The following is a 23,167-nucleotide window of genomic DNA, read 5'->3' as shown; positions in this document are numbered from 1 at the left end:
GGTTCTGCTCAGTTGCGTGCGCTCTTCATCGCCCGCCACTCGGCCGCCCGGACGATGCCGTCCCGCCCCATGCCCGCCCGGCCCTGCATCTTCTTGACCGCCGCGAGCGTCACGGCGTCGTAGAAGCCGTTGCGATCCGCCCGCGGCAGCCCGAGCGCGGTCTGCAGGACCACGACGGCCTTCGCGACCCGACCCCTGCGGATCACGCTGTCGCCGTAGTGCGCGATCCCGTAGGCGATCGCGGCGGAGCGCGTGCCGGGCGTAGCCGTCCGGCTCTTGACGCTGGAGGGGCTGAGCGAGGCCCAGGTCGGCTGGTCCAGCCCGCCTGTGTACGGGATGTCGTGGGCGCGCTGGTAGCGCCGAACAGCAGCCCAGGTCGCATCGTCGAAGCGCCCGGTGCGGGGCACCTTCAACAGCGCCTGCGCCTTCTTGACCGTGCCGCCGGTGCGGCCGTACTGACGATCGCCCAGCGTGGTCCTGGCCAGCAGCGGCGACACCGCGGGGCACGCGGCCGTCCGCGGCGAGCCGGACCGCGCGGCGTACGTTCCCTTGAACCTGACGCACGGACCGTAGTCGGTGGGGCTGACCTTGCCGGTCCAGAACGAGACGTTGCCGCGGGCGCCGTTCCAGCTGAGCGACACGTGCACGTGGTCCTGGTGGTCACGGCTGGGCCGCCAGCCGGCCCGCGTGTCGTAGACGCCCCAGATCTTCTCGTCGTAGATCACGTACATGATGCCGAGGCGTCGGGCGTTGCGGCCGTTGTCGCGGGTCACCCACGCCAGGAAGTCGGCCGCCGCCGCCTTCTGCTGCTTGTCCTTCGGATCCACCATCCAGTCCCATGCGCGGCCGTCGCTGTGCTCGGAGACTCCCTCGGTGCAGCTGCGCGAGATCGAGCCCGCCCTGCCCTGTCCGTACGTCGACATCACCAGGTCGCGCAGCTTGAGCACGCCGGGCATGTCGAGCGGGCTGCACGACGTCTGCGGCAGGTAGGGGGCGGCGGGGTCGAGCTCGTCGGGCAGCTCTACCGGCGCGGGCAGCCCGGTCGGGTTCTTCGGCAGCGTGATCGGCGGATCGCCCGCCATGGCAGGGGCGGCGAGGAGCCCTGAGCCGATCAGGAGCACCACCAGGACGACCAGGATCCTGCGCATGCCGACCACCTCCCGGGACAAGACCTCCCATGGTGCGCCCCAGCAGCCTCATCTGTCACCCCTCCACCCGGCGTCGGTCCCACCAGATAGATTCAGGGGGTGCGTATCGCGACCTGGAACGTCAACTCCATCCGGAGCCGCATCGACCGCGTGACGGGGTGGCTCGAGCGCAATGACATCGATGTCCTGGCCATCCAGGAGACGAAGTGCCGCGAGGACCAGTTCCCCGGCCTCGAGCTGTCCTCGATGGGCTACGAGGTCGCCCACTTCGGCCTGAGCCAGTGGAACGGTGTCGCGCTGATCTCCCGCGTCGGCCTGGAGGACGTCGCGACCCAGTTCGCCGACGACCAGCCGACGTTCGGCGATCCCGCGGTCGTCGAGGCCCGCTCGATCGGCGCGACGTGCGGCGGGGTGCGGGTCTGGAGCCTCTACGTGCCCAACGGCCGCGAGGTCGACCACCCGCACTACGTCTACAAGCTCGCCTGGCTCGAGCGCCTGCGCCAGGTCGCGGGCGACTGGCTGGCCGACAACCCAGACGCGCAGATCGCGCTGACCGGCGACTGGAACGTCGCGCCGCAGGACGACGACGTGTGGGACATGTCGGTCTTCGAGGGCCACACCCACGTCTCCCAGCCCGAGCGGGATGCGTTCCAGGGCATCCTCGACGCGGGCTACGACGACGTCGTGCGTCCCCACACCCCGGGCCCGGGCGTCTACACGTACTGGGACTACCAGCAGCTCGCCTTCCCCAAGAAGCGCGGTCTGCGCATCGACTTCATCCTGGCCTCGCAGGCGCTCGCCGCGCGGGTCGACTCGGCGTGGATCGACCGCGAGGAGCGCAAGGGCAAGGGCGCGAGCGACCACGCCCCCGTCGTCATCGAGATCGGCTGAGCCGGGCGGGACGACGGCGGCGCGCCGCGACGGCGGCGCGACCCCGCCTGGGTCCCCGGTATTCTGACGAGGCACGACCGCCTTGTCCCGTGCCCTGCAGTCGACCCGGAAGCGAGCACCCCCACCGGTGAGCCCCCAGACACCCGGCCTCCCTCCGCACCTCGTCGACCTCGCGGACTCCGGCGTCGTCTCGGCCGCGCGGCTCGCCGCGACCCTGCTGCGCTACGAGTACGCCGACTCGATCGAGCTGCTGGCGCGCATGGCCTCGCGCGGCACCTACACCGCTGACCAGATCATCGGCATCGCGGCCGACCTCACCCACGGGCGTCCGGTCGTCGACCGGGCCCTGACCCCGCTGCACGCCCCGGGCACGTACGCCTTCGCGTACCTCGAGCTGGGGCTCGCCTTCGGCTCCCACGGCGACTTCACCGCGGCCGCCGACCTGTTCGCGCTCGCCCGCAAGATCGCCGACCGGGACGGCGTCCCGTACGAGTACGACCGCCAGGACGTCCAGGTGCACCTCGCGGTCGGCCGGGTCGACTACGTCCGACAGCACACCTCGCACGCGAATCCCGACGTCGTCACCAACGACGCGCGGTCCTGGTACCACTGGGCCGCCAACACCGACATCATCAACCCCTTCCGCGGCGTCGAGCCGGCGTCCCTCGAGACCTGGCAGCAGGCGTTCAACGCCCCCTTCATCGACCGAGGGCTGGCCCCGATGACGTTCGAGGCGACCGCGACCCCGTTCGACACCGTGCGCACGAATGCCGCCGCCGGGTCCGTCGACGGACCCCTCATCAGCATCGTGATGCCGGTCTACGCGCCCACCCGCAGCCTGCTCACCGCGGCCCGCTCGGTGCTCGACCAGACCTGGGGCAATGTCGAGGTCATCGTCGTCGACGACCACAGCCCGGAAGGGCACGAGGACATCTTCGAGGAGGTGCGGGCGCTCAGCGACCGCGTCTCGTACCACCGGATGCCGCAGAACGGCGGGGCGTACCGGGCCCGCAACCTGGGGCTGTCGCTGGCCCGCGGAGAGCTCGCGGGCATCCAGGACGGCGACGACTGGTCGCACCCGCAGCGCCTCGAGCGCCAGATGGCCGCGTTCGCCCGTGACAAGCGCCTCGTCGCGACGCTGTCGAAGTCGATCCGGCTGCACACCGACCTCTACATGACCCGGGTCGGCTCGTTGCCGTTCGCGCACAACGCACCCTCGCTGCTGTTCAAGCGTGAGGCGGTCCTCGGCCGGCTCGGCCCGTTCGACCAGATGCGCAAGGCCGCCGACACCGAGTACATCGAGCGGATCGCGGCCGTCTTCGGGCAGCAGGCGGTCACGACGCTCAAGGAGCCGCTCTCGCTCTACCAGCTCACCGACGGGTCGCTGTCACGCGAGGACTTCCGTCCGAGCTGGCACCGGCCCGCGCGGGTGTCCTACCACTCGGCGTTCCGCCACTGGCACCACCGCATCCGCACCGAGGGGATCGAGCCGCGCTCGCCGGACGCCGAGGGGCGCCGGCCGTTCCCGGCCCCGCCCGAGCTCGAGGGCACGACGTACCCCGACACGAGCCCCGACGTCGTGGTGCTGACCGATCCGCGCCCCGGGCCGCAGTCCGGCTCGGGCGTGGCCGGCGAGATCGCCGCCCTGCACGCCGACGGGCTGCGCGTCGGGCTCGCACGCACCGACGCCTTGCGGTTCGCGTCCCAGAAGCGGCACTACCCGCGGGCCGACCTGCTCGACCTCATGGCGCACGACGTGACGTCGTGGATGACCCTCGGCGCCCCGGTGTCCCCCACCGTGCTGCTGATCAGGGACGTCGAGCTCCTCGCGCTGCCTCGCTCGACCGATGCCGTCGCGATGACCCCGCAGCGGGTCGTCGTCATCGCGGACCGACTGCCCTCCGAGGGCACTGCGCCGCGCGTCTCGTGGGAACCGCCCCACATCGAGGCGGCGGTGCGCCGCATGTTCAACCGGCCGGCCGAGTGGATCCCGGCGACCGAGGAGATCGGTCGCGCGATCTGGGCCAGTGGGGTCACCGGCACGGTCCACCCTCCGCGGTTGATGGAGATCACCACGGTCGCCCGCTTCCCGCGCCGGCGGATCGGCGAGCGTCTGGTCCTGGGCATCGCGGACCCCTCGGCGTACCCCGTCGAGCAGGCGTCCCCGGCCGAGCTGGCCCGCCTGCTCCCGCCGGTCGCGCACCACGACGTGCGCGTGCTCCAGGACCCCACCCGTCCTGCACCGGCAGTGCCCGGCGTCCTGGCCTTCTCGACCGACATCATCGCCGCGAGCGAGTTCTACGACCAGTGCGACGTCGTGGTCGTGCCCGCGCCCGCCGTGGCCGGCTCTGCACTGCTGCGACCCGCGGTCGAGGCCATGGCACGCGGCTGCGTCGTGATCGCCGACCCGGCCCTGCGCGGCGTCCTCGGCGAGGCCGCGCTCTATCTCGACGACGGTCCGCTCGAGCAGCTCCTCGACAAGCTCACCACCGACCCCGCGCTGCTCGCCGAGCAGCAGGGGCGCTCACTGGCGTTCTGCCAGACTGAGCTGTCCGCCGCGGCGTACGTCGCGGCGATCCGCACGTTGACCACCACAGGGGGATCCCGATGAGCAGCACCTGGCAGGGCACCGCGAAGTCGTACGCGCGACGCCTCGTCGCCGAACGCACCAAGGCACTGGCCCTCGCGACCGCGATCCTGCTGGTCGTCGGGGTCGTCGGGCTGCTGGCCGACGAGTACGACCTCGTGCTGTTCGCGATCCTGCTGCTGCAGGGCGCCATCGCCGGCTACCTCGTCACCGCGCCGGCGCAGCAGCCCGGCGTGACGACCGAGGTACGTACCGCGGTCGACCAGTCGTCCGCCCGCACCCTGGCCGATCTCTCCCGGGCCCGGCAGTCGATCCTGGACGCGATCGCCGAGCTCGACGCCCGCACGAAGTGACCGCCGAGCCCGTCCGCATCATCGCGGCGAGCCTGCACGGGCTCGACGTCGTCGACGGCGGCCGCACGCTGCGCCTGACCGGCACCTGCCGGCGTCCCGGCACCGACGGCGCTGAGCCGCCCGCCGACCAGACGCTCACGCTGCACTGGAGCGATCCGGACGGGGTTGAGGTCGTGCAGGCCGTCGCGGAGCCGCGGCTGCGCTACGAGGACGGGGCCCACCGCTGGACCGGGTTCGTCGCCGACGTGCCGATCGAGCAGATCCCGGTCGGCACGACCGGCCTCGAGATCGAGCTGACGACGCCGGGCGGCGAGCCGTCGCGGGTCGTCGTCCACGCCGCCCCCGGCGCGCTCGCGACGTCCCGCCCGATCGTCTCCTCGGGTCGCCGGCTCCAGCTGTACCCCTCGCCGTCCGAGCGCGCCGAGGTGGTCGCACAGGCGTACCCCGCCCCACTCGCCGGCGTGCGGTGGACCGCGGCCCGGGCGGTCCGCGCGCTCAAGGACATCGTGCGCCGCCGTCCGTACGCCTTCGTCCAGCCGCTGCGTGCGCTGACCCTGCCGTTCTTCGTGGGCCGCGAGATCTGGCTCGTCGGTGAACGCGCCGACACCGCTCGCGACAACGGCTTCCACCTGTTCACGTACCTGCGCCGCGAGCGCCCCGACATCCGGGCGTACTACGTGCTCGACCCCTCGAGCGACCGCTTCGAGGAGCTGTCCGCGCTCGGCCGGGTCGTGAAGCACTCGTCGTGGCGGCACCGCGTCCTGATGGTGCACGCGACGGTGCTCGCGAATGCGTACTCGGTCAAGCATATGCTCCCCAGCCGGTGGAAGAAGCAGCACTACATGCGCCAGCTCAACTGGCGGATCGGCGCGTACCGGGTCTATCTCAAGCACGGCGTCAACGACAAGACCAAGGACGTGCGGCGGCGCACGGGCGGCTACGACCTGTTCCTGACCGCGAGCCACGCCGAGACCGAGGCGGTGCGCGCGACGTCCGGCTACGACCAGCAGATCGCGGAGACCGGGCTGCCCCGGTTCGACGCGCTCGTGCCCACGCCGCGCAGCCGGACGATCCTGTTCATGCCGACGTGGCGCCGCTATCTCGCGCCCGACCTGTTCAGCGACGGGTCGAGCGGGGAGATCCCGTTCGAGGGCTCGACCTACCAGCGCTTCGTCGACGGCTTCCTGACCAGCGAGCGGCTGCACGCCCTGCTGGAGCAGCACGACCACCGGCTCGAGTTCATGCCCCACTACAACCTGCGCGCGCAGTACGCGGACCCGACGGTCGGCGGTGACCGGGTCACGATCCTCGACGGGGGTGCCTCCGACATCCAGGAGGTCATGCGGCGCTGCGACCTGTTCCTGACCGACTACTCGTCGGTGCACTTCGACCTGGCCTATCTCGGCACCCCGATGGTCTACACGCACTTCGACCGCGAGGAGTTCTCCGCGGGGCACGCCGAGCCGTCCTGGTTCGACCACGAGCGGGACGGCTTCGGGCCCGTGACGTACGACCTGGACGCCACGATCGACGCGGTCGAGCGCTATCTCGTGGCGGACTGCGTCCGCGAGCCCGAGTACGACCGGCGCGCCCAGGACGCCTTCACGTTCCACGACCGCGACAACTCCCGCCGCGCCGTCGAGGCCATCGAGCACCTCGTCCGTACCCGCGGCATCACCTGACCCGCGGGCGCGGCGCCGTTGCCGGTTTCCCACGGTCCCGTGGGAATTGGTCACTCCCCTCGCGTCTCAACACGAGGTAAGTGACCAAACACCACGGTCCCGTGGGAAACCGTCAATCCGGGAGCTTGCGGCCGAAGGCTCCGTCGGAGGCGGTGTGGAGGGCGTCGGCGAGCTGCTTCTTGGTGCTGTCGACGAAGGTCTTGGTCAGGTGGGTGCCCTGGCGGTAGACCAGGACGTTGCCGATCACGGCCGAGCAGCGGCCGCCGTCGGGGCAGATCGTGTCGGACATGTCCAGGATCTTGACGCCCGGGACCTGCTTGGCCGCGCGCAGGGCCGCAGGCGCACCGGAGCCGGACTCACCCCGCTCGCGGTCGAAGGCGCAGGCCGTGAGGTCCTCGGGGTTCTGCGCGACGCACTCGTACACGGGCTGGTTGGTCGGCGCGGGGTTGTCGAGCAGCGCGACGACAGGGATGCCCGCGTCGGTGAGGGTCTTCCAGTAGCGGGCCATGCCGTCGGCCATCGCGTCGACCGTGGCGTCCTTGTCGTCGGTCTTGCCCTCGGGCAGCGCGTCCTGCATGCGGTGGGACGCGATGACCAGGTCGGGCTTGAGCTCGAGGATGTCCTGCAGGGCGGTGCGGCCCCACTGGCGGCAGTCGACCTTGTTGCTGCGATCGATGCTGGCGTCGGTGAAGGGGCAGGCCGACTTCGTGATCTGGATGAGCTTCCAGCCCTCGTCCTTCGCGATCTCCTCGAGCGCGGTCTGCCACTGCGCCATCTTGGAGTCGCCGATGATGACGACCGTGCGGTCCGAGGACGTGTCGCCCCACTCGCACAGCTTGGGCTTCGGGTCGCCCCCACGGACCTGACACCCCGAGTCGTCGTCGTAGAACGGCGGCCGGTCGTCGACCGCTCCCGTCGCCAGGGGTCGCATGGTGTCGACCGACTTGATGTCGCTCCACACGACGTCCTTGTTGGCGGGGTCGAGCAGGGCGGCGGCACCCGGGCTGCCGGACGTGCTGGCCTCCCGGACGTTCGAGCCGAGGCTGACCGACGCATTGAGGGCGAGGCCGACGCCCACGCCGACCGCGGTGAGCGCGAGCCCCATGCCGATCGCCCGGCCGTTGGGCTTGAAGAACGACCCGAAGCGGACCGGGTTCTCGATGAACCGGTTGCTGAGGTACGCCGGCACGATCGACAAGACCATCAGCAGCACGAGGTAGCGCAGCCGCATGTCCGGACGCTCGGCCTGCGCCGCGACCAGGATCGGCCAGTGCCACAGGTAGATCGAGTACGACAGGCCGCCGATCCAGACCATCGGCTTGATGCTCAGCAGCCGCTGCGGCGACCCCGGCGTCGGTGACAGGCCGCTCGCGATCATGAGCGCGGCGCCGACTGTCGGCACGAGGGCGTTGGCGCCCGGCCACGTCGTCGACTCGTCGAAGACGAAGACCGCGTACGCGATCAGGGCGATGCCGACCCAGCCGCCGATCGCGCGCAGCACGGACGGGAGCCGGTCGACCTGGTTCGCGGCGAGCGCCAGCAGCGCACCGATCCCGAGCTCCCAGATGCGCGTCGTCGTGACGAAGTACGCGGTCGCGGGGCTGTCGGCCGTCTGCTGCACCGAGTACGCGAACGAAGCGACCGTCGCGAGGCCGAGGACCACGAACGCCCCGCGCTTCCAGCGCTTGGCCGCGACCAGGCCGATCACGAGCATGAGGATCGGCCAGACGACGTAGAACTGCTCCTCGACCGCCAGCGACCAGTAGTGCTGGACCGGGGACTGACCGATGTCCTCGGCCAGGTAGTCGACGCCACGGTCCGCGAGGCGCCAGTTCACGACGTACGCGGCCGCGGAGATGATGTCGCCGCCGAAGTCCTTGCGCTGCGTGATCGGCAGGAAGAAGTACGTCACGAGGGCCGAGAACACGAGCACGGTCGCGCTCGCGGGCAGGAGCCGCTTCATGCGGCGGGCCCAGAACGTGCTGAGGCTGACGCGGCCCGTGCGGGACACCTCCCGCGCGAGCAGGCCCGTGATGAGGAATCCGGACAGCACGAAGAACACGTCGACGCCCACGAAGCCGCCGGCCATGAACGGCACGCCGGCGTGGGCGATGAGGACCGAGCCGACCGCGATCGTGCGCATGCCCTCGATGTCGAGGCGGATGGTGCGGCCGTGGTCGGGCTTCGTCAGGGTCGCGCTGCTGCCGCCTGAGAGGTGCTGTGCGGTGGTCATGCGCGCGGATCCCATCTGGGCGGGGTCGATCGGTCAGGACGGGCCGTGGGCCTCGGACAGGTTATCGGATCTGCGAAAGCCGACCGGGGACCGCGCGCGGCGGCGGTGACCACCGTCACCCCGAGCGGGGGCGCCCGTCGCCGGCCCCCAGCGCACCGTCCGTCGCCCGGGCCAGCGCCGCCGCCAGCTGCGGACGCATCGAGTCGACGTACGACCGGGTGAGGTGGGTCCCCTGCCGGTACGCCAGCACGTTGCCGATGACCGGTGCGCACCGGCCGGCATCGGGGCAGATCACGTCGGTCAGGTCCACGATGCCCACTCCCCCGACGCGGTCGGCCGCGGCCCGCTGCGCAGCCGCCGCCGACACCGCGATGCCGCGCTCCTTGTCGAAGGCGCACTGGTCGAGTGCGAACGGGTGCTGCGCGACGCACTCGTGCACCTCCCGGTCCGGGCTGGGGTTGTCCAGGATCGTGACGAGCGGGATGTCCCGCGCGGTGATCGCGCCCCAGTACGTCGACAGTCCGTCGACCATCGCTGCCTGCGTGAGTCTCTTGGTGCCCGGCTCGTACGCCGTGCCGTGCCGCTGCGAGGTGATCACCAGGTCGGGCTCGAGGTCGAGGATCGTGCGGAGCGCCGCCCTGCCCCAGGCGAGACAGTCACGGTCGATGTCCGTGCCGCGCGTGTGGTCGGCGAACGCGCAGCCGGACTTGGTGAGCTGCACGAGTCGCCAGCCCTCGTCCGCCGCGATGTCGTCCAGCGCGGTCAGCCACACCTGCATCTTGGAGTCGCCCGTGATCACCACCGTCCGGTCCCCGTCCGGGTCCCCGAACACGCACGTGCGCGCCGTCGCGTCGCCGAACCGGGTCTGGCACGAGCGCTGCTCGTCCGGCGGGGGCATGTCCCGCTCGGCGTCCCCCGGCAGCGGGCGGATGGGATCGGCCGTCTGCAGATCGCTCCACTGCGTGACCTGTCCCTGCACGGTCTCCAGGATCGCTGCGCCCGGGCTGTCCGGGAGCGTCGCCTCGGTGAGGTCGGTCGAGCCGCTGCTCGTCGCGAGCACGAGGCCCGCCGCGACGCCCGCCGCGGTGAGCGCCGCGCCTAACCCGAGCGCCCGGCCGGTGGACCGGAACGCCGCCCCGAAGCGGACCGGGTTCTCGATCAGGCGGTGGCACAGCCACGCCGGCGCGATCGACGCCAGCACGAGGGCGACGACCCAGCCCTGCGCGAGATCGGGGTCGTGGGCCTGCGCGGCCACGAGCACCGGCCAGTGCCACAGATAGATCGAGTAGGACAGACCGCCGATCCACACCATCGGCGCGAGGCTCAGCATCCGTTGGGGCGATCCCGGCGTGGTGGCGAGGCCCGACGCGATCATGAGGGCGGCGCCGACGGTCGGCACCAGGGCGTTGGCACCGGGCCAGGTCGTCCCGGCGTCGAAGACGAGCACCGCGTACGCGATGAGGGCCAGGCCCACCCAGCCCCCCGCGGCTCGCACGGCCGCGGGAAGCGCCGCGACCCGTGTGGCCGCCAGGGCCAGCAGCGCGCCGACACCGAGCTCCCAGACGCGCGTGGTCGAGACGAAGAATGCGGTCCCCGGGTGGCTGTGGGACTGGACCACGGACCACGCGAAGGAAGCGGCCGTCACGAGCCCCAGCACCCCGAACGCCACGCCCCTCCACCGGCGGGCGGCCAGCACCGCGACCGCGAGCATCAGCAGCGGCCACAGGACGTAGAACTGCTCCTCGACCGACAGCGACCAGTAGTGCTGCACGGGCGACGCCCCGACGTCCTCGGCGAGGTAGTCCACCGAACGCTCCGCGAGCCGCCAGTTCACGACGTACAGCGCGGCCGCGACGATGTCACCGCCGAACTCGTCGCGCTGCGTGATCGGCAGGTAGACGTACGCCACGACGGCCGAGAACACGAGCACCACCGCACCTGCGGGCAGGAGCCGCTTGACCCTGCGGGCCCAGAAGGTGCCGATGCGGATCCGTCCGCTGCGCGAGATCTCCCGCGCGAGCAGACCGGTGATCAAGAAGCCCGACAGCACGAAGAACACGTCGACCCCGACGAAGCCGCCGGCCGCCCACGGCAGTCCCGCGTGGAACAGCAGCACCGCGACGACGGCGATCGCCCGCATGCCCTCGATGTCCAGCCGCAGGGTGCGCCCGTGGTCAGGTCGTCGGGTGGGCCGCTCGGCGCGATGCCGCCCGGTCACAGCTGCCATCGTCTGGGGCTCCGTCTTTCGCGCCTGGTTGTCGACCTGTCCCGGGCGCCCGGGCCCCGGTCAGACTAGCGGAGGTGGGGTAACCTTCCGCACGCAGCAGTTCCACCACTGAAGGAGCACGCCTTGTCCGTCGACATGGCCATCATCGGACTCGGCTACGTCGGTCTCCCCCTCGCGCAGCAGGCCGCACGATCGGGCCTCACGGTCACCGGCTTCGACGTCAACGCCGCGATGGTCCAGACGCTCAACGACGGGCGCAGCCACATCGACGACCTGTCGGACGCCGACATCGCCGAGATGCTCTCGCTGGGGTTCACCGCCTCGACCGACGAGTCCGTCCTCGCGGACGCCGACGCGATCGTCATCTGCGTCCCGACGCCCCTGTCGATCGACGGCGAGCCCGATCTCGGCGCGGTCGTCTCGGCGACCACGACGATCGCGCGCCAGCTGCGCCCCGGGCACCTCGTGGTCCTGGAGTCCACGACGTACCCCGGCACGACGGACGAGGTCGTCCGCCCGATCCTCGAGGAGGGCGGGCTCGTCGCAGGCGTGGACTTCCACCTCGCGTTCAGCCCCGAGCGGGTCGATCCGGGCAACCCCACGTACGGGATCGCCAACACCCCCAAGGTCGTCGGCGGCCACACCCCGGAGTCCACCAAGGTCGCGACCGCGTTCTACAGCCGGTTCATCGACACCGTCGTGCCGTCCAAGGGCACGCGCGAGGCCGAGATGACCAAGCTGCTGGAGAACACGTACCGGCACATCAACATCGCCCTGGTCAACGAGATGGCGCAGTTCTGCCACGAGATGGACATCGACCTGTGGGAGGTCATCCGCAACGCGGCGACCAAGCCCTTCGGCTTCCAGGCCTTCTACCCGGGGCCCGGCGTCGGCGGCCACTGCATCCCGATCGACCCCAACTACCTGTCGTTCAAGGTCCGCTCGACGCTCGGACGGCCGTTCCAGTTCGTCGAGCTCGCCCAGTCGATCAACCTGCAGATGCCCGCGTACGTCGTGGACCGCGTCGCGGACCTGCTCAACGACGCCGGCCGGGCGCTCAACGGCTCGACGATCCTGCTGCTCGGCGTGACCTACAAGCCCAACATCGCCGATCAGCGCGAGTCGCCCGCGACCCCGCTCGCCGGCCTGCTGCGCGACAAGGCCGCGAACCTGCTCTTCCACGATCCCCACGTCGACTCCTGGACCCCCGGCGGGGTCGCGGTCACCCGCGCGGACGATCTCGACGAGGCGCTGCGCACGGCCGACGTGACGGTGCTGCTGCAGAACCACCGCGACTACGACCTCGCGCACATCGCCGCGACGGCCCGGGTCCTGTTCGACACCAAGGGTGCGACCGACGCGCCGGGCGTCGAGCGCCTGTAACCCTCCTCAGGGGCGAAGGCTCGCGACGTACGCCGCGAAGTCGGCCGGGTCGAGCACCGTGCGGGCGAACTGCAGACCGCGCTCGCGCTGGGCCTGCCAGCGCGCCGGATCGGCGACCATGGGCTCCACGAGCCCGATGACGTCCTCGGGCGCACCGTAGAGCGCAGCGTCCCCGAACGCACGACGGTGCCGCTCGTCGACGACCAGCACCGCCCCGACGGCGAGGGCCTCGAGCATCGGCTGCAGCGCCACGGCGCCCCAGGCCTCGGGCGTGTGGCCGACGAAGACGTCGATGTCGCGCAGGAACTCCGCGACGGACACGCCCTTGACCGCGGTCCAGTTGTCCGGCACGGGATTCTTGACGAACAGCCGCGGCACGACGCCGTCCTCGTCGAGGACGCGGACGTCGTAGGGGCCGCCGGGCGGCAGGGCCGCGGCGATCCGCATTCCCTTGAGCCGGTCCCTCGCCTCGCGCTCGATGTACGCCATGCCCAAGGTGGGCGGCGAGTGCATCCCGGGCTCGAGCCGGTCGGCCGCGCTGGCGACGCCGAACGGTCGCGGCGACAGGATCGTCCCGTTGGCGCCGGCAGCCCGCAACGCCTGCGCGACCTCAGCGTCCGCCGGCCACCACTCGACGTCGACCCCGAGCAGGTCACGCCCGCGGCGCTCGACCGTCCGCGCGTCGTACAGCTCGCCGCCGTTGTCCAGCCGGGGTCCGCAGCCGGCCAGCACCACGAGGCGGCGGGTCGTCACCCGGACGCCGGCCGCGTCACGTGGGAACATCAACAGCTCGGGCGAATCCACGACGGTCACCGCGGCGTCCACCGGCTCGGTCCACAGCAGCCAGCCGACGTCGCCGGCAGCGCGCATCTCGAGCACCTCGGGCAGCGGCTGACGGGGATTGCGGAACGCATGGCGCAGGGCGATCGACTCGCCGAGCTGCACGTCGAGCCCGGCCTCGATCAGGGACCGCACCCGCGGGACGGCCCCGTCGTAGCGGTGCACGCCGACCCGCCAGTCGCTGATGTACGCGACGTCGCAGGTCACCGGCTCGACCTGTCGGCCGAGGAATGCCCGAGGTGCCGCGAACGGACGCGGCGAGGCCGGATCGGGATCGCGGAACGGGGAGGCGCCGGCCGCGATCTGCTGGTGCCAGTGGCGGTAGCCGGTCGTGTACGCGAGCCGGGTGGCCGCACGCCAGCCGAATGCGTAGTCGTCGCGGGACAGCGAGTCGGTCGTCAGCTGCGTGACGGCGGCGACGTCGGGCAGGGCCACGACGGCGTCCTCGCCGAAGACGATCTCGAGGCGGCGCCAGAACTCGGTGTCCGCGCCCTTGCGCACGGGGTCGAAGCCGCCAAGACGCTCGAGCACCTCGGTGCGGCGGAACATGAGCGACGAGACGTTGACGCGGGTCGGGGCGTAACCGACCAGGTTGAGCGTCAGGTCGGAGGGCATGCGGACCGCGGTGGTCAGGGACGCCACGACCTCGGGGCGCTGCTGCAGGACCGCGACCTGCCGGGCCAGTCGCTCGGGGTGGGACCAGTCGTCAGAGTCCTGGAACGTGACCAGCTCCCCGCGGGCGTGCCGGAGCGCGGCGTTGCGGATCTGGTAGGTGCCGCCGTTCTCGGGCATGTGCAGCACCCGGATCCGTGGGTCCAGCTCGGCCAGCGCGTCGATCCGGGCGGTGTGCTCGGCCGGGGAGCAGTCGTCGACGACGAGCAGCTCGAGGCGGGACCACGTCTGGTCCAGGATCGAGCGGACCGCGGTGTCGAGGCTGTGGTCGGGTGCGTAGACCGACATGATCACCGTGACCAGCGGGCCCGCCGAGGAGTCCACGGCCGGCAGGGCCGAGCGGTCGGCGACCTCGAGCCGGTCGAACAGCGGGCCGGGTCCCGCCCCGATGCGGACCGGGGCCAGCGACTCCGGGGCGAACACCTCGTTGAACGATGCGCACCACGCCTCGGCATCGAACGCCTCGCCGGTGGCACGCGGCGAGAGGCGGTCGGTGCGGACGACCCAGTGCGTCTGCTCGTCGGCGATGTCGGGGTCCTCGGCCAGGATCCTGGCCACGTAGTCGTGCTGGCCCGCCGCGAGGTTGGTCTGCACCAGCAGCCCCGGGAAGTGGAACGGCTGGTCCGCGATCGGCCCCAGCGCATGAGCGAAGCGATGCATCCGCGCGGCGGAGCCGAAGTCGGGATCGCGGTACTGCCGACCGACCAGGACCCGGGCCACCGCACCGATGCCGCGGGCGCTGAACGCGGCCCGCAGCTCGTCGTCGGCGTGCAGCTGCCCGGTCGCGATGAAGTCGTCGCAGGCCTTCGTGACGCCCGCGTGGTCCAGCCGCCCGTCGGTGGCCATCAGCGAGACGAGGTCCAGCGCGTCGGCGAAGCCGAACCGCAGTGCGATCGCCGCGACCGCGTAGGGGCCGACCCCGATGTAGCGAGCCTGCCTCCGCAGGACCTCCAGCCGGTCGGGCAGGGCTTCGGTCGTCTTCGCTCGTCCGATCACTCGTGCAGCCTAGTCACTCGCGCCGTCCAGTCAGCCGCGCAGACCGGCCACGAACGCGGCGAACCGGGCGGGGTCCAGCTCGGAGCGGACGAAGGCGTCGCCCCTCGCCCGCTGCGCCGCGTACGCCGTCGCGTCGGCGGCCAGCGCGTCCACGACGCCGCGGACGCCGGCCGGGTCGGCGTAGACCGCGGCGTCACCGAGCGCCGGGCGGTGCCGGGGGTCGACGACCAGGACCGCGCCCGCCGCGAGTGCCTGCAGCATGGGCCACGTCGGAGCCGTGCCCCACGCGTCAGGTGCGTAGCCGACGTAGAAGTCGACCTCGGACAGGAAGTCCGCGAGGGGGACGCCATGGACGAGGGTCCAGGTCTCGGGGACGGGATTCTTGCGGAACAGGCCGGGCACGACGTCGTCATCGTCGAGGATCCGCACGTCGTAGCCCGCGTCGGGGGGCAGGCACTGCACGATCTGCGTGCCCTTCAGGCGGTTCTTGCTCATCCGCTCGAGCTGCGCGGTCGCGACGACCGGCCGCGGGCGGGCCCCACTGCCCCGCCGCGCCCCCGGGTCGACCACGCCGATGCTGCGCGGCGGCAGGATCGTCGCCGTTGCACCATGGCTGCGCAGATCGGCCGCGACGCCGTCGTGTGCCGGCAACCACTCGACGTCCACGCCGAACAGCTCGCGGCCCGCCCGCTCGACCGTGGCCGGGTCGTACAGCGTCCAGTCCCGCTGGGGCACCCGCGTCGGCGTGCCGGCCGCCACGACGAGCCGCCCCGTGGTCAGCCGCACCCCCTCGGTGCTGCGCGGGAACATCAGCAGCTCCGGGGAGTCGACGAAGGTGACCCCGGCGTGGACGGGCTCCGTCCAGACCAGCCAGCCGACCTCACCGGACGCGCGCATGTCCAGGACGTCGGGCAACGTGTTGCGCCGGATGCGGAAGGCATGGCGCAGGCTCATCGCCTGGCCGAGGTGGACGTCGAGCCCGGCCTCGGTCAGCGCGCGCACGCGACGTGGTGCCGCGTCGTAGCGGTTAATGCGGGTGCGCCAGTCGCTGACGTACGCGACGTCGCACGTCACGGGCGCCGGAGTGCGGGTCAGGAACGAGGCCGGCGCGGGGAACCGGCGCGGCCCTTGCGGGTCGAGGAACGGCGAGACCCGGCCCGCGGCGATGCGGTGGTGCCAGTGGCCCGCGTCGACCCCGTACGCGTCACGGGTCGCCGCCCGCCAGCCGAAGGAGAAGTCGTCGCGGGACAGCGAGTCGGCAGTCAGCTGGGCGACCGCGCACATGTCGGGCAGCGGGACGACGGCCTCCTCGCCGAAGACCGTCTCGAGCCGGTTGCGGAACTCCGAGTCCGCGTCCTTGCGCACGGGGTCGAAGCCGCCGAGCCGCTCACGCACCGGCGCGATGCGGAACATCATGGACGAGGCGTTCACGCGGGTCGCGCCGTAGCCGACCCGGTTGAGCACGAGATCGGGCGTGAGGCGCACCCACGAGCTCAGCGTGGCCACGACCTCGGGACGGTCGACCAGCACCGCCACCTGGCGGGCCAGCCGCTCGGGATGGGACCAGTCATCGGAGTCCTGGAACGTCATGAGCTCGCCGCGGGCCTCGGCAAGGGCCCGGTTGCGGATCGGGTACGTCCCGCCGTTCTCGGCCATGCGCAGGACCCGGACGCGGGGGTCCCAGTCGGCCACCGCGTCGATGCGGGCGGTGAACTCCGCCGGGGAGCAGTCGTCGACGACCAGCAGCTCGAACGCGGTCCAGGTCTGCGCCAGGATCGAGCGCACCGCGGTCTCGAGGCTCTCGTCGGGGGCGTAGACGGACATCACGACCGTGACCAGCGGCCCGTCCCCCGGGTCGACGGCCGGCGGGACGGCGGCCGTCTCGAGACGATCGAACACCGGACGGTCCGAGTCGCCGAGGCGCACGGGCGTCACCCCGTGCGGAGCGAAGATCTCGGTGAACGACTCGCTCCACCGGCGGGCGTCGAACGCCGCGCCGGTCACGGCGGGGCCGAGCCGGTCGGTGCGGATCACCCAGGCCAGGTGGTCGTCCGCGAGCGTGGGGTCGTCGGCCAGCAGGGCGTCGAGGAAGGCGTGCTGACCCGCTGCGAGCTGGGTCTGCAGCAGCAGCCGCGGAAAGCCCGTGGGCTGGTCGTCGACGGGTCCGAGGGCGTGGGCCAGACGGTGCATCCGTGCGGAGGACGCGTAGTCGGGGTCGCGGTACGCGCGTCCGACCAGCGCCTGCGCGAGCGCGCCGACGGGGCGTGCGGCGTACCGCTCGCGCAGCTCGTCGGGGGCACGCAGGGCGCCCGACGCCGCGAACCGCTCGGCAGTCGCGGTCAGCGACGCGTAGTCCTCGCGCCCGTCGGTCGCCATCAGCGACAGCAGGTCGAGCGCCCCCGGGAAGCCGAACCGGATCGCGGTCGACGCGACCGAGTACGGGTCGACGTCGATGTAGCGCATCTGCTCGCGCAGGACGTCGAGGTGGTCGCTCACGGCTCTCCCGATCGGTTGGGTCGTCGTCGATCGAAGACTATCGACCGCGCCGATGCCGCGAGGCAGGCGACCGGTGCACCGGCGTCCTGCCCCGCGGGAGCGGAGTCGCTCAGCTGAGCCAGGTCGGGCGCAGCGGCCAGTCGGCGTTGCCGCGCTCGTCGGTCTTGACCGCGAGGACGTGGTGCAGCTCGATCTCGTTGCGCTCGAAGGCCAGACGCGAGCCGGCCATGTAGAGGCCCCACACCTTGGCCCGGCCGACCGAGACCTCCTCGAGCGCCTCGTCCCAGTTGGCCACCAGGTTGTCGGTCCAGCCCTTCAGCGTCATGGCGTAGTGCTCGCGCAGGTTCTCCACGTGGCGCACTTCCAGGCCCGCGTCCTGCGCCGCCATCGTGATGCGCCCGACGCCCGTGAGCTCACCGTCGGGGAACACGTAGCGGTCGATGAAGGCACCCGTCGTCGTGATCTTGTTGTTCGGCCGGGTGATGCAGTGGTTGAGCAGCCGCCCGCCGACCTTGAGCCGGCTGTGCAGGAAGCCGAAGTAGTCGTCGTACTGCTTGACCCCGATGTGCTCGGTCATGCCGATCGAGCTGATCGCGTCGAAGCCGGTCTCGGTGACGTCGCGGTAGTCCTGGAAGCGGACCTCCGCGAGATCTTCGAGACCCTCGCGCCTGATCTGCTCCTGCGCCCAGGCCGCCTGCTCGCGCGACAGCGTCACGCCGAGGACCTTGACGCCGTAGTGCTTCGCCGCGTGGCGGACCATGCCGCCCCAGCCGCAGCCGACGTCGAGCAGCCGCTGGCCGGGCTTGAGGTCCAGCTTGCGCGCGACGAGGTCGTACTTCTCGTGCTGCGCCTGCTCCAGCGTCGAGTCGAGCGTCGGGAACACCGCGCACGTGTACGTCATGGACGGGCCCAGGACCAGCTCGTAGAAGCGGTTGGAGACGTCGTAGTGGTGCTGGATCGCCTCGGCGTCGCGCCTCTTGTTGTGCCGCATGCCCTCCAGCGCACGTCGCCACTTGGGCAGGTGCTCCTCCGCAGGCGGCGGCGGGGGCTTGAGGTTGCCGAAGCCGAGACCGCGCACGATCTGCACCATCTCGGACGCCGAGGGCACCTTGAAGCGCAGCTGGCTCATGAGCAGGACCATCGCGTCGTACGGGTCACCGGGGTGGATCCCGTCGAGCTCGAGGTCCCCCGCTACGTACGCGCGAGCGAACCCGAGGTCGCCCGGCGCGGTCATCAGGTAGGACAGGCCACGCTCGTTGAGCAGCCGCAGCGTGAAGGGCGCGTCGATGGGGCCGCCCGAGCTGCCGTCGAAGGCCTCGAACCTGAAGGGCAGCCCGTCCTTCATGAGCTTGCCGAGGGCGTCCGCGATGGACAGCCGCACTGCGACATCCGTGGTGGTCATGAATTCCTCACCGCTTTCTCGAACAGGGTGCTGAGTCTGCTCTCCGGGTCATATCTCCTGCGAGCGGCGGCCAGCACCTCGCCGCCGTACATCCGGTCGAACGTCTCCTGGTCGTAGAAGGCCTCCGAGTACAACGACTTGTGGCCACCCAGCGCGTGCACGGCCTCCTCGACCTTGCGGTTCACGAAGCCCGCCGGTGCGTCCGCGGGCACCTCGACGGTGCCCCAGAAGCCCACGTTGACGTAGGTCGTGGCCGGCTCGAGCGGGTACGCCGGCCAGCTGCGGGTGGTGCGCAGGGGGCACAGCCACACCGGGCGCATGCCGATCTCGGCGTCGAACCACTCGAGGAACTCGGGCAATCTCTCCAGCGGCACCTCGACGTCCTGGATGACGCGCTCGCGGCCGGGGATCTTCTTGATCCTGTCGAGGGTCTTGATGATCCCGAGCTTCTCGTCGAGGCCGACGATCTTGTGGAAGACGTCGCTGCGGCGGTACCGCGCGGGCCAGATGCGCCGGATCCACCGGTTCTGGGCGCCGAAGGCGCCTGAGCACCAGAACCAGTCGGTGTCCCAGCGCCAGAGGTAGTCGTTGATCGACAGGGCGTCGGTCTCGCGCTGCTGGATCGAGCGGTAGTAGACCTGCTGGCCCGTGTAGTCGCTCAGGGAGCCGGGACCGCCCGACGGCAACGTGTCGGTGAAGTGGGCCAGCGTCAGGTAGATCTCGTCGGGCGAGAACGCCGTGCCGTCCATGCCGTCGACCCGCTCACCGTGCCACTCCCCCGTCTCGGCGATCGACTCGATCGTCTTGATCGCCTGGGCCGCGTCCGCCATGCGGACGTGCCGCAGGGTCACGTAGGGCGGCACCTGCTCGAGCTTGATCTTGAGCCGCGTCGCGTAGCCGAGGCTCCCGTACGAGTTGGGGAACGCCTCGAACAGCTCGCTGTTCTCATTGTCCGGCGTCGCCGTGACGATCTCGCCGGAGCCGGTGAGGATATCCATCTCCAGCACCGACTCGTGCGGCAGCCCGTTGCGGAACGAGGTCGACTCGATGCCCAGGCCCGTGACCGCGCCGCCGAGGGTGATCGTGCGCAGCTGGGGGACGACGTAGGGGATGAACCCCAGCAGCAGGGTCGCGGCGACGAGGTCCTCGTACGTGCAGACCCCCTGCACATCGGCGGTCTGCGCCGCGGTGTCGATCGCGATGACGCCGTCGAGACCGCTCACGTCGAGGCCCGGGACGTCGTTGCCGGCGCGGGGGCGGAACAGGTTCGACGTCTTCTTCGCCAGTCGAATCCGAGAACCCGGCGGGATCCTTCGATAGGACTCCACCAGGGTGTCGACGGCTTCGCGGTGTGCGTGCCAACCTCTCACGTGCGCTCCCAGCTCTAGTTGCCCAGCACAGGCTATTGCCGATCGCTACGCGCCGAACAGGGCGGGTGGTCCCTAAAGCGGTTGCGCGACGAAACGAACTGCGGCTGCGTAGCCCTCGATCCCCATGCCCACCACGACCGCCGCGGCGATGTCGCTGAGGTACGACCGATGGCGGAACGACTCGCGGGCGTGGACGTTGCTGAGGTGCACCTCGACCAACGGAGCCGCGAGCTGCGTCGCGGCGTCACGCACCGCGATCGACGTGTGCGTCCAGGCGCCCGCGTTGAGGACGACCGGCGAGCCAGCGTCGGCCGCCTCGTGCAGCCAGCCGATCATCTCGGCCTCGGAGTCGGTCTGGCGGACGTCGACGTCGACGCCGACCTCCCCGGCGACCTGCTCACAGCGAGCGACCAGGTCGGCGTACGTCGCGGTGCCGTAGACGGCCGGCTCGCGCACGCCGAGACGGCCCAGGTTGGGGCCGTTGAGGACGAGGACGGTCATCGGGTCACCTCTGCAGTTGCCAGATCAGCGCGGTCGCGGCGCTGGACGCCCTCAGATCGTACTCACCGACGGCCGTCAGCCGCGCCTCGTCGCCGGGAGCGAGATCGGTGTCGCCGCAGTGGATCGTGCCGCCCGTGACGACGACCAGGCTCCGCGGGGCGGCCGGCACCGTGACGGACTGCCCGGCCTCGACGCTGACCGCGAGCAGCTCGGCCCGGGCGTGGACCTCGACGGTGGGCATGAGCTTGCCGGGGATCGGCGCCACGCCCTGCTGGGCGTACGCCGGCGGGCCGTCGTGATCGGACCGCAGCATCATCTGCACGAAGACGAGCGGCTCGACGTCCGAGGCGTTGCGCTCGGAGTGCTGGACCCCCGTGCCCGCACTGAGCCGCTGGGCCGTCCCGGGGCGGATCTCGCCGCTGTGCCCGGTTGAGTCCTCGTGGCGGAGCACGCCGTGAAGCACCCAGGTGACGATCTCGACGTCGGCGTGGGTGTGCAGGTCGTAGCCGCGGCCGGGGGCCACGTGCTCGGTGTTGATCGCCATGACCGGTCCGAAGGCGATCTGCTCGGGGTCGTAGTGCACGCCGTACGAGAAGCTGTGCCACGTCTCGACGCCGTCGCCGACGGTGTGGAACCGCTCGGCAGCCCGGCGCACCAGCAGCGTCGACGGCTCAGGCATAGCCGAGCTCGTGCAGGCGGTCGTCCTCGATGCCGAAGTGGTGGGCGATCTCGTGGACGACGGTGATGCCGACCTCCTCGATCACGTCCTCCTCGGTGTCACAGATCGCCAGCGTGGGGTTGCGATAGACGAAGATGCGGTCCGGCATCGCGCCGGCGTACGTGCTGTCGCGCTCGGTCAGCGGGATGCCGTCGTAGAGGCCCAGCAGGGTCGGGTCGTCGGCGGGTGCGTCGTCCTCGATGAACAGCACGACGTTGTCGAGCAGCGACGCGAGCTCCTCGGGCACCGCAGCGAAGGCGTCCTCGACCAGCTCGGCGAACCGGTCCTCGCTCAGCTCGATCATGGCCCCATCCTGCCTGATGCGGTTTCGCGTCGCGCCAGCTCACCCTCTATGCTGAACGCGTTTCCGGCCCCCATCGTCTAGCGGCCTAGGACGCCGCCCTTTCACGGCGGTAGCACGGGTTCGAATCCCGTTGGGGGTGCCACTCGACACGGCGTCGTGCGGTGCTGCTTTCCCATTTGGGTTGCGAGCAGTCAGCCTGGACGCCACCATGGACCAACCGGTTAGACAGCAGTCGGTGATTCCCCTCCTAGGGAGCATCATGCGCCTGCACTCGCCGCACTCCGCCGACTGGACCCTGCAGATCTATCGGGTCCAGGGCGGCCTCCACCAGCAACGCGTCCTGTCGACCTTCCTCGAGCTGGGATGGGACGGCGTCACGGCGCTGGGCACCCAGGCCGACTCGAGCTGGTTCATCGTCGTGGAGTGCTCGTCGCACTCGCTGCAGGTGCAGGCCGAACGGGTCGTCATGACGATGGACCCGCTCGCGGTCCTGACGTACACCACCGACGCCGCCCGGCTGCGCTCGCGCCAAGGCTGACGGCACCGCGCTCTAGCCGAGCGAGTCGCTCCCGACCCCGCGCTTGACGAGCTCCTTCGCGACCTCGTGCAGCCGGCGATTCTCGGTCTGCGAGACCCGCTTGAGCACCGCGAAGGCCGCCGCGGCATCCATCTCGTAGCGCTGCATCAACATGCCCTGGGCCTGGCCGATGAGCGTGCGGTTGACGACTGCGCTCTCGAGATTCTCGATCTTGCGCGCCGCCGAGAGCGCGACCGCGATGTGCGCCGCCAGCGCGTGGGCCGCCGTCCGGTCGTGGCTGTCGAAGGCGTCAGGCTCCCGGGAGTACAGGTTGAGGCAGCCGATCGTGTCGCCGGAGACGAACAGCTGCAGGCACAGCATGCTGCGCACCCCGAGCTCCTGCGCTGCCCGCGGCGACCAGAGCGGCCAGCGGTGCTCCTGGCCGAGGTCGTCGCTCTGGACGGTCTCCTCCTCCCAGATCGACTGCAGGCACGGGCCGTCCTCGAGCTCGTACTGCAGGGCGTCGCCCCGCCGCACGAGATCGTCGGTGGCCGCGACGGTCTCGACCTTCTTGCCGCGGCGGACCATCGACACGGCGGCGTGCCGGACGTTCGGGATCAGGTCGACGGCGCCCGCGACCGCGGCCTCCATGCTGCGGTCGACGGCGTCGCTGGCCCGCATGGCTCGCACCACGTCGGAGAATTGGTCGCGTTGATCGCTCACCCCTTCGACCTTACGCCACCCAAGAGCACCCCGTGGCCGTCGCAGCTGGATCACGCGGGCTGCTCGGGGCACATACCGCGACGATCCTCGACGTCGATCTGGACTGCACGAAAGGGATGATCAC

17 protein-coding genes and 1 tRNA gene are annotated in these 23,167 nt (G+C 71.2%); 7 read left to right on the top strand and 11 right to left on the bottom strand.

All coding sequences use genetic code 11. The features are described 5' to 3' along the window. Nucleotides 1–8: 8 nt before the first annotated feature. The gene (locus GEV26_RS02365; RefSeq protein WP_153651577.1) at nt 9–1,148 is read right to left on the bottom strand and encodes a peptidoglycan-binding domain-containing protein; all 1,140 of its coding nucleotides are present in this window, start codon (nt 1,146–1,148) and stop codon (nt 9–11) included. Nucleotides 1,149–1,247: 99 nt separating this feature from the next. Between GEV26_RS02365 and GEV26_RS02360 the strand changes: the two genes are divergently transcribed. From GEV26_RS02360 to GEV26_RS02345, 4 genes are all read left to right on the top strand, one after another. Beyond that, entirely contained in the window at nt 1,248–2,039 is a 792-nt protein-coding gene (locus GEV26_RS02360) for an exodeoxyribonuclease III (protein WP_153651576.1), read from the top strand. 127 nt (nt 2,040–2,166) lie between these two features. Continuing rightward, a complete protein-coding gene (locus GEV26_RS02355; RefSeq protein ID WP_153651575.1) occupies nt 2,167–4,650 on the top strand; it encodes a glycosyltransferase family A protein in 2,484 nt (827 codons plus the stop codon). Then, entirely contained in the window at nt 4,647–4,979 is a 333-nt protein-coding gene (locus GEV26_RS02350; RefSeq protein WP_153651574.1) for a hypothetical protein, read from the top strand. The genes GEV26_RS02355 and GEV26_RS02350 overlap by 4 nt, the downstream gene beginning before the upstream one ends. Further along, nucleotides 4,976–6,661 carry a CDP-glycerol glycerophosphotransferase family protein gene (locus tag GEV26_RS02345; RefSeq protein WP_153651573.1) on the top strand — a complete coding sequence of 562 codons (1,686 nt, stop codon included), beginning with the start codon at nt 4,976–4,978 and terminating at the stop codon, nt 6,659–6,661. Before GEV26_RS02350 ends, GEV26_RS02345 begins: the two co-directional genes overlap by 4 nt. 112 nt (nt 6,662–6,773) lie before the next feature. Here GEV26_RS02345 and GEV26_RS02340 read toward each other — a convergent pair whose 3' ends face one another. Next, entirely contained in the window at nt 6,774–8,894 is a 2,121-nt protein-coding gene (locus GEV26_RS02340; protein ID WP_194839941.1) for an acyltransferase family protein, read from the bottom strand. 115 nt (nt 8,895–9,009) lie between these two features. Continuing rightward, on the bottom strand, nt 9,010–11,121 hold the full coding sequence (locus tag GEV26_RS02335) for an acyltransferase family protein (protein WP_153651571.1): 2,112 nt from the start codon (nt 11,119–11,121) through the stop codon (nt 9,010–9,012). Between the two features lie 123 nt (nt 11,122–11,244). On the opposite strand from GEV26_RS02335, the gene GEV26_RS02330 reads away from it, so the two are divergent. Continuing rightward, entirely contained in the window at nt 11,245–12,504 is a 1,260-nt protein-coding gene (locus GEV26_RS02330; protein ID WP_153651570.1) for a nucleotide sugar dehydrogenase, read from the top strand. A 6-nt stretch (nt 12,505–12,510) separates the two neighbouring features. Here GEV26_RS02330 and GEV26_RS02325 read toward each other — a convergent pair whose 3' ends face one another. From GEV26_RS02325 to GEV26_RS02295, 7 genes are all read right to left on the bottom strand, one after another. Further along, nucleotides 12,511–15,012: a glycosyltransferase family A protein gene (locus GEV26_RS02325; protein ID WP_153651569.1), complete on the bottom strand. Its 2,502-nt coding sequence runs from the start codon at nt 15,010–15,012 to the stop codon at nt 12,511–12,513. 30 nt (nt 15,013–15,042) lie between these two features. Then, nucleotides 15,043–17,508 (bottom strand): glycosyltransferase family 2 protein, encoded by a 2,466-nt coding sequence (locus GEV26_RS02320; RefSeq protein WP_153651568.1) that lies wholly within the window; start codon nt 17,506–17,508, stop codon nt 15,043–15,045. A gap of 109 nt (nt 17,509–17,617) precedes the next feature. Beyond that, a complete protein-coding gene (locus GEV26_RS02315; RefSeq protein WP_153651567.1) occupies nt 17,618–18,910 on the bottom strand; it encodes an SAM-dependent methyltransferase in 1,293 nt (430 codons plus the stop codon). Continuing rightward, the gene (locus GEV26_RS02310; RefSeq protein WP_153651566.1) at nt 18,907–20,280 is read right to left on the bottom strand and encodes an FAD-binding oxidoreductase; all 1,374 of its coding nucleotides are present in this window, start codon (nt 20,278–20,280) and stop codon (nt 18,907–18,909) included. The genes GEV26_RS02315 and GEV26_RS02310 overlap by 4 nt, the downstream gene beginning before the upstream one ends. Before the next feature lie 72 nt (nt 20,281–20,352). Then, on the bottom strand, nt 20,353–20,781 hold the full coding sequence (gene aroQ, locus GEV26_RS02305; RefSeq protein WP_153651565.1) for a type II 3-dehydroquinate dehydratase: 429 nt from the start codon (nt 20,779–20,781) through the stop codon (nt 20,353–20,355). A 4-nt stretch (nt 20,782–20,785) separates the two neighbouring features. Beyond that, nucleotides 20,786–21,460 carry a pirin family protein gene (locus GEV26_RS02300; RefSeq protein WP_153651564.1) on the bottom strand — a complete coding sequence of 225 codons (675 nt, stop codon included), beginning with the start codon at nt 21,458–21,460 and terminating at the stop codon, nt 20,786–20,788. Beyond that, nucleotides 21,453–21,803, bottom strand: a complete 351-nt coding sequence (locus GEV26_RS02295) for a metallopeptidase family protein (protein ID WP_153651563.1) — start codon at nt 21,801–21,803, stop codon at nt 21,453–21,455. The genes GEV26_RS02300 and GEV26_RS02295 overlap by 8 nt, the downstream gene beginning before the upstream one ends. A gap of 66 nt (nt 21,804–21,869) precedes the next feature. Here GEV26_RS02295 and GEV26_RS02290 point away from each other — a divergent pair. Both GEV26_RS02290 and GEV26_RS02285 read left to right on the top strand, forming a co-directional pair. Continuing rightward, a tRNA-Glu gene (locus tag GEV26_RS02290) sits at nt 21,870–21,945 on the top strand. A gap of 117 nt (nt 21,946–22,062) precedes the next feature. Next, nucleotides 22,063–22,341: a hypothetical protein gene (locus GEV26_RS02285; protein ID WP_153651562.1), complete on the top strand. Its 279-nt coding sequence runs from the start codon at nt 22,063–22,065 to the stop codon at nt 22,339–22,341. A gap of 12 nt (nt 22,342–22,353) precedes the next feature. On the opposite strand, the gene GEV26_RS02280 is transcribed toward GEV26_RS02285, so the two are convergent. Next, the gene (locus GEV26_RS02280; protein WP_153651561.1) at nt 22,354–23,043 is read right to left on the bottom strand and encodes a GAF and ANTAR domain-containing protein; all 690 of its coding nucleotides are present in this window, start codon (nt 23,041–23,043) and stop codon (nt 22,354–22,356) included. Nucleotides 23,044–23,167 lie beyond the last annotated feature (124 nt).

Origin of the sequence: Aeromicrobium yanjiei (assembly GCF_009649075.1) — a bacterium.
GTDB lineage: Bacteria > Actinomycetota > Actinomycetes > Propionibacteriales > Nocardioidaceae > Aeromicrobium > Aeromicrobium yanjiei.
Note: the sequence above shows the minus strand (reverse complement) of the source record. Positions and strands in the feature narration are given on the sequence as shown.